The 10,465-nt window shown below is 56.5% G+C and carries 3 protein-coding genes and 3 rRNA genes; all 6 read left to right on the top strand.

Going from position 1 to position 10,465, the window contains the following annotated elements; all coding sequences use genetic code 11:
* Window positions 1–44 precede the first annotated feature (44 nt).
* Entirely contained in the window at window positions 45–512 is a 468-nt protein-coding gene (locus P8A24_RS08095) for a DoxX family protein (RefSeq protein ID WP_278058182.1), read from the top strand.
* Between the two features lie 257 nt (window positions 513–769).
* Window positions 770–3,187 carry a bifunctional metallophosphatase/5'-nucleotidase gene (locus P8A24_RS08090; RefSeq protein ID WP_278058181.1) on the top strand — a complete coding sequence of 806 codons (2,418 nt, stop codon included), beginning with the start codon at window positions 770–772 and terminating at the stop codon, window positions 3,185–3,187.
* Window positions 3,188–3,893: 706 nt separating this feature from the next.
* Window positions 3,894–5,420, top strand: a 16S ribosomal RNA gene (locus P8A24_RS08085).
* A 233-nt stretch (window positions 5,421–5,653) separates the two neighbouring features.
* Window positions 5,654–8,737: ribosomal RNA gene (locus tag P8A24_RS08080) — 23S ribosomal RNA — on the top strand.
* 76 nt (window positions 8,738–8,813) lie between these two features.
* A 5S ribosomal RNA gene (rrf, locus tag P8A24_RS08075) occupies window positions 8,814–8,930 on the top strand.
* The 16S, 23S and 5S rRNA genes sit together here, the layout of an rRNA operon.
* A gap of 167 nt (window positions 8,931–9,097) precedes the next feature.
* A complete protein-coding gene (locus P8A24_RS08070; protein WP_278058180.1) occupies window positions 9,098–10,447 on the top strand; it encodes an MFS transporter in 1,350 nt (449 codons plus the stop codon).
* Window positions 10,448–10,465 lie beyond the last annotated feature (18 nt).

The raw sequence follows: 10,465 nt of genomic DNA, 5'->3' as shown, positions 1-10,465 counted from the left end.
TCTCTGGCTCATCGGTGAGCCTGGAACGCACTAGGAGATCAATCATGAACAACCAGAATTCTGGCTTTATGGGCTTCGTTGAGAAGCTCACCCTCCCGAACTTCAACTACCGCGATACAGCCCTGCTGATCCTGCGCGTGCTCTCGCTCGCCCTGATCTTCCATGGAGTCCACAAGGCAATGGGCTTCTCGGCATTCGTTGAGAAGGCAATGGTTCCGAACCCGATTGGCGGCCTCGCTCCGACCTTCTTCACGGTTCTCGTGGTCGCAGGCCAGATCCTACTTCCGCTCGCACTGCTCATCGGCCTTTTCTCCCGTATCTCGGGTGGCCTGCTCGCACTGCTCTTTACGTTCATTATCTTCGCGGTCAACATTCCGTCGCAGGGTCTGATTGGCAAGCAGGGCGGTCTTTCCTTCGAGTCTTCGCTGTTCTACTTCATTATCGGCCTGACGATCTTCCTCTCGGGCCCGGGTAAGTACTCGGTGGATCACTTCCTCAACAAGTCGGAGTGACTCGTCTCGCTTTAATGAATCCCACACGGGTGGCTGCGGAAAAATTTCCGCAGCCACCGTTTTTATGCCTGAATCGCGTAACTCGTACCCCCCTCGCGCACCGCGCACCGGCGTCGTTGGAAGGGGTATTGAATGCGCCTTTGAAAATTAGGGCGCCCTAAGAAAAATTTGGTGAAGGTTTGGGAAACTCCAGCGACATTGTGGCCCAGGCGACGTAGCCTTGGAATGTCAGTATTTCTCGACGTAGAGGAAAGTATATGAAGAAGGTGAATCTTCGCCGCCCGGTGGGGGCTGCGGCGGCGCTGGCATTAACGTCGATTGGATTTGGAGCTGCGGCCACGCCCGCATTCGCGGCAGACGGCGATGTTTCGCTCGATTTCGCGGTGATCTCCGATTTCCATGGACACATCGAGAATGCTGCGGCACTCGATTACCAGATCGATCAGATGCGCACAGCAAATCCGAACACGCGTTTCTTGTCGGTGGGCGATAATGTGGGCGGTTCGGCTTACATTTCGGCTGTTGACAACGACACTCCGACCATCAATATTCTCAAGGCGATGGGCCTCGATTATTCGGCGTCCGGTAACCACGAGTTCGACAAGGGGTACAGCGATCTCAAGGATCGTATCCTTCCGGGCTTGGCGCCCACCCCGATCCAGGCCGCAAACGCCAAGGGTGCGGATGCAATCAATAAGCCCTACGAGCTGGTCGAGATCGGCGGCGTGAAGGTTGCCTACATTGGCACGGTCACGGACGAGATGACCACCCTCGTCTCCCCGAGCGCTATTGCTGGTATCACGTTCGAGGATCCGGTTGCTATAACCAATACAATCGCCGATCAACTCAAGGATGGGGATGCGGCGAACGGTGAGGCCGACGTCGTCATTGCACTCATGCACAAGGATCGCGAGCTGGGCCCACAGAAGCTGAACAAGAACGTGGATCTGGCCTTCGGTGGACACTCGCATATCGAGGGTGTCGGCAAGACGGCGTCGGGCGCGCCGGTTTGTGAGCCGATCAACTATGGCATGGCGTTCATCAAGGCGAACGTCACCAAGAAGGCCGATGGCACGATCACCGCGTCGTGTGCGGTGGCTGAGCTGCCCAAGCATGAGGTAGCGAACCCGAAGGATCCGAAGAAGCCGCTGAAGGTGTTCGACAACGAGTCGCCGGATATCAAGGCGATGTTCGAGGCTGCGTCTGAGAAGGCGAAGGAGCTGGGCGCGACGCCGGTGGGGTACATCGATCGCGACGCGTTGCGTGGCTCTCGCACGGGTGCCGATGCTCCGGGCTCGAACCGTGGCACCGAATCGCCGGCGAACAACTTGCTTGCGGATGCGTTCTACCAGTTCGGTCAGACGCTCAAGGATAAGCCGGATCTGGGTGTGATGAACCCGGGTGGTGTGCGTGCGGACTTCCGTTACGCGGCTAACACGGAGCTTACACCGACCGATAAGGACGGCCTCGTGACCCAGGGTGAGTCGAACACCGTTCAGCCATTCGGCAACGTGTTTGGCACGATCGAGATCACGGGTGCTCAGCTCTACACGCTGCTCGAGCAGCAGTGGAAGGATCCGAGCGCCTCGCATCCGGTGCTGCGCCTGGGTCTGTCCAAGAACGTTGTGTACACCTACGATCCGACGGCGGAGCAAGGCAAGCACATTACCGAGATCTTCGTTAATGGTGAGAAGGTTGCCAACGATGATTCGCGTACGTACCGCCTCGCTTCGAACACCTTCGTTCTCGAGGGTGGCGATGGTTTCACGGTGCTCAAGGAAGGCAAGAACTTCATCGATACCGGCATGATCGACAACGTGGCGTTCAACGATTACCTCAAGAACTTCACGGCCGATAAGCCGTTGCACGTGGATTACACGCAGCGCTCGGTGGGCGTTGCGCCATATACAACTGAGGTTAAGGCTGGCGAAGAGTTGGTCTTTGACTTGTCGTCGCTTGCAATGACGGCAGGCGAGAAGGCTCCGAAGGCGGTCACGGTCACGGTTGCTCACGGTGACGTGACGGTGTCAGGAACGGCAACTGTGGACGCGACTCCAAACGCGGAGGGTTACGACGAGACTGGCATGGCAATCGTGGGTGTCAAGCTTCCTGCTGATTTCCCGGGTGGTGTGGCTACTGTAATCGTCACCGCCGATGACGGCACCGAGTCTGGTGACGTGACTGAAGTGGCGCTTCCGAGCCTGAACGTTGAGGGCGCTGCAGCGCCGGCTCCTCAGCCGGAGCCGCAGTTGAAGGTTGTTGCCCCGGTGTTCCCGAAGTCAACCGTTCCGGAGTCTGGCCGCCCGTACCTGACGATCCCGAAGGTTGAGGGTGTGCAGTACCTGATCAACGGCACCGCGGTTGAGCCGGGCGAGTACCTGTTCAACTTCGGCGAGACCCAAGAGGTTACTGCGAAGGCACTCGAGGGCTACGTGCTCGATGAGAAGGTCGCGTCCTCGTGGAAGTTCACGGAGAAGGCGCCGAAGGTGAAGAAGTCCGATCCGAGTAAGGATCCGAAGCACAAGCCGAGCGGCCAATCCGCAACGCCGAATGCGAATCCGAATCATGCCGGTCAGCTGTCCTACACGGGTGCGAATGTTGCCGGCCTCGCCGTTGTCGGTGGCGTGCTCCTGCTTGCCGGTGCCGTGGCAACCGTCAAGCGTCGCCGCGACTAAATCGCAAGCGCCGCTCGTGAGTATGTATCGCTCGAAGTGAATAATCGCTACGAAATCAGTGATCGCGACCAAGCGAACTCATGATGTTGACTGAGTAAATGATTCACGCTGATTGAATCCACAGTGGGGGCGTTCCGCAAAAGCGGAACGCCCCCACGCTTCTTCTTCAGAACGAAACTGCTTGCTCGCAAAATGCTCGGTGTCGTCGAAGGTGGTAATGCGGCTCACAAACGAGCGAAAATTCGCTGATATAACAGCCTCTAGCAGAAATGTTCGCTATTAAAAGAATGAATGTGTCTCAGGACACGCCCGAATACTTTGACCTGGGTGGGTTTTGCTCGTAAAGTATTTACCTGTCGCCGGGAGCGAGTGAGTTTCTGGCGGGTTGGTTTTCCAAGGTTCTTGGGGTTCTGGTTTGACAGGATGTTTGAGGGTTTGGTAGGCTAGCGAAGTTGCTTCCTTGGGGGCTGGGTCCTGGTTGTGGGTCTGGTTGTCGGGGGTGAGTGTGTTGTTTGAGATCTCAATAGTGTGTCAGCTTTTTATGTCTGACCTTGACTGTTTTTGGTTGGGGTTGGTTTTTGTTTGGTCTGGCTGGGCTCGCGTTTTTGTGGGTTTGGTTGGGCTGTTTTTATGCCAGTTTGTCTGGTTTTTTTGGAGCCGATTGGTTTTCTGAATTATTGATTGGAACCCTTGTGGTTTTGGTTTTTGTTTGGAGAGTTTGATCCTGGCTCAGGACGAACGCTGGCGGCGTGCTTAACACATGCAAGTCGAACGATGAAGCCGGAAGCTTGCTTTTGGTGGATTAGTGGCGAACGGGTGAGTAATACGTGAGTAACCTGCCCCCTTCTTTGGGATAAGCCTGGGAAACTGGGTCTAATACTGAATATTCTGCGCTGGCCGCATGGTTGGTGTTGGAAAGGTTTTTTCTGGTGGGGGATGGGCTCGCGGCCTATCAGCTTGTTGGTGGGGTGATGGCCTACCAAGGCGTCGACGGGTAGCCGGCCTGAGAGGGTGACCGGCCACATTGGGACTGAGATACGGCCCAGACTCCTACGGGAGGCAGCAGTGGGGAATATTGCACAATGGACGCAAGTCTGATGCAGCGACGCCGCGTGGGGGATGAAGGCTTTCGGGTTGTAAACTCCTTTTAACACTGAAGAAGCGAAAGTGACGGTAGGTGTTGAATAAGCGCCGGCTAACTACGTGCCAGCAGCCGCGGTAATACGTAGGGCGCGAGCGTTGTCCGGAATTATTGGGCGTAAAGAGCTCGTAGGCGGTTTGTCGCGTCTGCTGTGAAAGACCGGGGCTTAACTCCGGGGCTGCAGTGGGTACGGGCAGACTAGAGTGCGGTAGGGGTAACTGGAATTCCTGGTGTAGCGGTGGAATGCGCAGATATCAGGAGGAACACCGATGGCGAAGGCAGGTTACTGGGCCGTTACTGACGCTGAGGAGCGAAAGCATGGGGAGCGAACAGGATTAGATACCCTGGTAGTCCATGCCGTAAACGTTGGGCACTAGGTGTGGGGCCTTTTCCATGGGTTCTGCGCCGTAGCTAACGCATTAAGTGCCCCGCCTGGGGAGTACGGCCGCAAGGCTAAAACTCAAAGGAATTGACGGGGGCCCGCACAAGCGGCGGAGCATGCGGATTAATTCGATGCAACGCGAAGAACCTTACCAAGGCTTGACATACACCGGAATCATGCAGAGATGTGTGCGTCTTCGGACTGGTGTACAGGTGGTGCATGGTTGTCGTCAGCTCGTGTCGTGAGATGTTGGGTTAAGTCCCGCAACGAGCGCAACCCTTGTCTTGTGTTGCCAGCACGTGATGGTGGGGACTCACGAGAGACTGCCGGGGTTAACTCGGAGGAAGGTGGGGACGACGTCAAATCATCATGCCCCTTATGTCTTGGGCTTCACGCATGCTACAATGGCTGGTACAGAGGGTTGCGATCCTGTGAGGGTGAGCGAATCCCTTAAAGCCAGTCTCAGTTCGGATTGGGGTCTGCAACTCGACCCCATGAAGTCGGAGTCGCTAGTAATCGCAGATCAGCAACGCTGCGGTGAATACGTTCTCGGGCCTTGTACACACCGCCCGTCACGTCACGAAAGTTGGTAACACCCGAAGCCCGTGGCCTAACCCTTGTGGGGGGAGCGGTCGAAGGTGGGATTGGCGATTGGGACGAAGTCGTAACAAGGTAGCCGTACCGGAAGGTGCGGCTGGATCACCTCCTTTCTAAGGAGCCTATTTTCTCCTCGGTTTTTGTCTAGTGTTCGAGGGGGCCTCATGGATTGAGTGTTTGTGGGGTTGGGTTTTCTAGTGGAACATGGGAAGTTGGCATGCTGTTGGGTTCTGGGGTAACACCCTGTGCTACCTGTGATCATCTGCGGCCGTTGTGGTTGTGTGTGGTTGTGGTGTTGGTGTGGTGGTTGAGAATTGTATAGTGGACGCGAGCATCTTTTGGTTTTTTGTAAGTGTTCAAGGGCGTTCGGTGGATGCCTTGGCACATAGAGCCGATGAAGGACGTTGTTGCCTGCGATAAGCCTCGGGGAGTTGGCGAACGAGCTGTGATCCGAGGGTGTCCGAATGGGGAAACCTGGCCAGAGTTGTTTCTGGTGACCGCTGCCTGAATGTATAGGGTAGTTGGGGGTAACTCGGGGAAGTGAAACATCTCAGTACCCGGAGGAAAAGATATTCTGTGAGTAGTGGCGAGCGAAAGCGGATGAGGTTAAACCGGTTGTGTGTGATAGCCGTCGGGTGTTGCATGATCGGGGTTGTGGGACCTACTAGGAAAAACCGACGTTTTTCTAGCAAGTGAGAAACCAGCCATATAGTCGAAGCTGTTGGGAAGCAGTACCGCAGAGGGTGAGAGTCCCGTAGGTGAAATGTGGTTGGCTTGTTGTGGTGTTCCCGAGTAGCACGGGGCTCGTGGAATCTCGTGTGAATCTGCCCAGACCACTGGGTAAACCTAAATACTCTATGTGACCGATAGTGAATGAGTACCGTGAGGGAATGGTGAAAAGTACCCCGGGAGGGGAGTGAAATAGTACCTGAAACCGGACGCTTACAATCCGTCAGAGCCTTCTTGGTGGGGGTGATGGCGTGCCTTTTGAAGAATGAGCCTGCGAGTTAGTGGCATGTAGCGAGGTTAACCCGTGTGGGGGAGCCGTAGCGAAAGCGAGTTTTAAAATGCGATTTTGAGTTGCATGTCCTAGACCCGAAGCGGGGTGATCTACCCATGGCCAGTGTGAAGCACGTGTAAGAGCGTGTGGAGGCGCGAACCCACTTCAGTTGAAAATGGAGGGGATGAGCTGTGGGTAGGGGTGAAAGGCCAATCAAACTCCGTGATAGCTGGTTCTCCCCGAAATGCATTTAGGTGCAGCGTCGCGTGTTGCTTGGTGGAGGTAGAGCGACTGGATGGCTGATGGCCCTTACCCGGGTACTGACGTCAGCCAAACTCCGAATGCCATCAATGTTGAGCGCGGCAGTGAGACTGCGGGGGATAAGCTCCGTAGTCGAGAGGGAAACAGCCCAGACCGCCGGTTAAGGCCCCTAAGCGTGTGCTAAGTGGGAAAGGATGTGGAGTTGCTGTGACAACCAGGAGGTTGGCTTAGAAGCAGCCACCCTTGAAAGAGTGCGTAATAGCTCACTGGTCAAGTGATTCTGCGCCGACAATGTAGCGGGGCTAAGTACACCGCCGAAACCGCGGCAAACAATTTTTTGTTTGGGTAGGGGAGCGTCGTGCGTGAGGTGAAGCAGTCAGGGAACTGGTTGTGGATTTCGTACGAGTGAGAATGCAGGCATGAGTAGCGAATGATGGGTGAGAATCCCGTCCGCCGAATGACTAAGGGTTCCAGGGCCAGGTTGTTCCGCCCTGGGTTAGTCGGGTCCTAAGGCGAGGCCGACAGGCGTAGTCGATGGGCAACCGGTTGTTATTCCGGTACCGGCGAAGGACCGTCCAATGCTGAAGCTTGTGATACTAACCATCCAAACCACGCTCTTTTCCTTCGGGATTGGGGTTGTGGGGAGCGTGGGACCTGAACTTGTGTGTAGGCAAGCGTGTTAACAGGGGTGACGCAGAGTGGTAGCTTCCGCGTGGCTAATGGCTTGCCACGTTTAACAGCGCAGCCCGTTTCCTAGGCAAATCCGGGAAACAATTTCAGGGTGAGGCTGGATGATGACCCACAGTGGTGGGGAAGTAGAGTGATCCTGTGCTGCCAAGAAAAGCCTCGACGCGAGGTCCGAGCCGCCCGTACCCTAAACCGACACAGGTAGTCGAGCAGAGTATGCTAAGGCGTTCGAGAGAATCGTGGTTAAGGAACTCGGCAAAATGCCCCCGTAACTTCGGAAGAAGGGGGGCCTGATCCTTGAAGCACCTTGCGTGCTAGGGGTGATGGCCGCAGAAACCAGGGAGAAGCGACTGTTTATCAAAAACACAGGTCCGTGCGAACACGTAAGTGGATGTATACGGACTGACGCCTGCCCGGTGCTGGAAGGTTAAGAGGAACGGTTAAACACGTGTGTTGAAGCTGTGAATTTAAGCCCCAGTAAACGGCGGTGGTAACTATAACCATCCTAAGGTAGCGAAATTCCTTGTCGGGTAAGTTCCGACCTGCACGAATGGCGTAACGACTTCTCCACTGTCTCAACCGCGAACTCGGTGAAATTGCATTACGAGTAAAGATGCTCGTTACGCGCAGAAGGACGGAAAGACCCCGGGACCTTTACTATAGCTTGGTATTGGTGTTTGGTACGGCTTGTGTAGGATAGGTGGGAGACTGTGAAGCATGCACGCCAGTGTGTGTGGAGTCATTGTTGAAATACCACTCTGGTTGTGCCGGATGTCTAACCTTGGACCATGATCTGGTTCAGGGACAGTGCCTGGTGGGTAGTTTAACTGGGGCGGTTGCCTCCTAAAATGTAACGGAGGCGCTCAAAGGTTCCCTCAGCCTGGTTGGTAATCAGGTGGCGAGTGCAAGTGTACAAGGGAGCTTGACTGTGAGACTGACAGGTCGAGCAGGTGCGAAAGCAGGAACTAGTGATCCGGCGGTGGCTTGTGGAAGCGCCGTCGCTCAACGGATAAAAGGTACCCCGGGGATAACAGGCTGATCCTGCCCAAGAGTTCATATCGACGGCATGGTTTGGCACCTCGATGTCGGCTCGTCGCATCCTGGGGCTGGAGTAGGTCCCAAGGGTTGGGCTGTTCGCCCATTAAAGCGGCACGCGAGCTGGGTTCAGAACGTCGTGAGACAGTTCGGTCCCTATCCTCTGCGCGCGTAGGAAACTTGAAAAGGGCTGTCCCTAGTACGAGAGGACCGGGATGGACGAACCTCTGGTGTGCCAGTTGTTCCGCCAGGAGCATGGCTGGTTGGCTACGTTCGGAAGGGATAACCGCTGAAAGCATCTAAGCGGGAAGCCTGCTTTAAGATAAGGTTTCCAAACACCCTTCGTGGTGTGTGAGGCCCCCTAAAGACGATAGGGTTGATAGGCCAGACGTGGAAGGCAAGTAATTGCTGGAGCTGACTGGTACTAATGGCCAACCACTGACAAAAAAGATAAAACGAGATTGCCTCGCGTCCCCTATACAATTCTGGACCACCAAACACACAGTGTTTGCTCCACCCGTTTGACGGTGGCTATAGCGGTAGGGATCCGCCCGGTCCCATTCCGAACCCGGAAGCTAAGCCTACCAGCGCCGATGGTACTGCACTCGCGAGGGTGTGGGAGAGTAGGACACCGCCGTCATCAAACTTCATAAAAAGTCCCCCGCACACGCGGGGGACTTTTTCATCCCCAGCCAAGCCAGCGCGCAAGCCACAACTCTGTTGTCACTGCGTGTTTAACAATAGCCGCCGCTCGCGCGCGGGCTTCTTCTTTTGGTTTCACAACCGCGTCCACAATACGATTTCACTATGGTTTTGCGCAGCACCCTGACACGCAATCAAATCAGTTTGATCGCCCTCGTCGTGATCGCGAATGTCGCTGAATTTTTCGACATGTTCCTCATCGGGTTCGTCGTCGCACTGTTGTCCCGGCAGTGGCAGCTCGGTGGCCTCGAAGTCGGAATCATTCTGGCGGCTTCGGGGCTCGGAACAGTCCTCGGCGCGATCGGCTGGGGCCGCGCCGCGGATACGATCGGCCGGCGTCGGGCCATGGCGAGGTGTATTGCGCTGCTTTCGGTGTTCACCCTGGCCACAGTCGCGCTCCCAGAAGGATCCTGGAGAACGCTGGCGTTCCTCCGCGTCGTCGTCGGCGCGGGTGTTGGTGGCCTGAATATTGTGTCGATCCCGTACGTCGCAGAGTTCGTGTCGGCCAGGAGACGCGGGTTCCTTACCGGTCTCGCGTCGGCGTTCGTCCCTCTCGGTCTGTTCCTCGGGAGTGTGGCGCAGGCGGCGGCCGGCGAGAATTGGCGTGTCCTGATGGCGCTCGGTGCCCTCCCAGGACTCCTTTTGGTGTGGCTGGGGTGGGTGCCCGAGTCGCCGCGTTTCCTCCTCTCGCGAGGCGACTCTGTTGGCGCACAAAAGGCGCTGGCGTGGGCGTGGATGGTTCCGGAAACTGATGTGACACTCGACGACGTCGGAGGCGTCTCGAGTATCCGTGCGGACGGGCGCATCGGCGCGTATGCGCGGTTGTGGCGTGAGCATCGGCGGTCGGTAGGTATCGTAGCCGTCGGCTCATTCGCTTTCATTCTTGGCTCTTTTGCGATCCAATCGTGGGGTCAAACGGTCTTGCACGACGGCTATGGGATCGGGGTTGACGGTGTGGCGCGTGTTTTCATGGTGTTGTCCGCAGTCGATCTAGCAGGGCGGCTACTCGCTGCGTGGCTCGCGGATCGTCTGGGGCGCAAACTGGTGCTGGTTGTTTTCGGATTTTTTGGCGCGCTCGGTTGCCTGGTCGCGGCGGGAGGGGCCGCGTCGGCCCCTCCCGCCGCGGGGATCTTCATTGCCGGCATTATCATTGCGATGGCATTCGGAGATGGGGCGTTCGGCATTCTCAACGTTTTCGGTGGAGAGCAATTTCCGACCGCTGTTCGTGGCACCGGGCTCGGGCTTAGCTATGGAATTGGGGCGAGCGCGAAAGTTATTGGTCCTCTCCTGGTTGGTCTGCTGGTCGGGACCGAGCACACGACTCCCGCAAGCGTGCTCAGCGCCGTTGGAGTCGCATTCGTTCTCTTTGCGGCCTTTTTCGCCGCGGGTGCCGTGGTGTACTTAGCGGCGCGTGAGACGCGGGGTGTGGAGATTGATCGGCTGGGTGAGGGATAGTCCGGTTGCTGGCTGGCG

The sequence above is a fragment of the Arcanobacterium wilhelmae genome, assembly GCF_029632765.1.
Classification (GTDB): domain Bacteria; phylum Actinomycetota; class Actinomycetes; order Actinomycetales; family Actinomycetaceae; genus Arcanobacterium; species Arcanobacterium wilhelmae.
Note: the sequence above shows the minus strand (reverse complement) of the source record. Positions and strands in the feature narration are given on the sequence as shown.

Excerpts from the sequence above, each read along its gene's own strand:
- P8A24_RS08070 (WP_278058180.1), top strand. The coding sequence starts at position 9,098 with ATGGTTTTGCGCAGCACCCTGACACGCAATCAAATCAGTTTGATCGCC.
- P8A24_RS08095 (WP_278058182.1), top strand. The coding sequence starts at position 45 with ATGAACAACCAGAATTCTGGCTTTATGGGCTTCGTTGAGAAGCTCACC.
- P8A24_RS08090 (WP_278058181.1), top strand. The coding sequence starts at position 770 with ATGAAGAAGGTGAATCTTCGCCGCCCGGTGGGGGCTGCGGCGGCGCTG.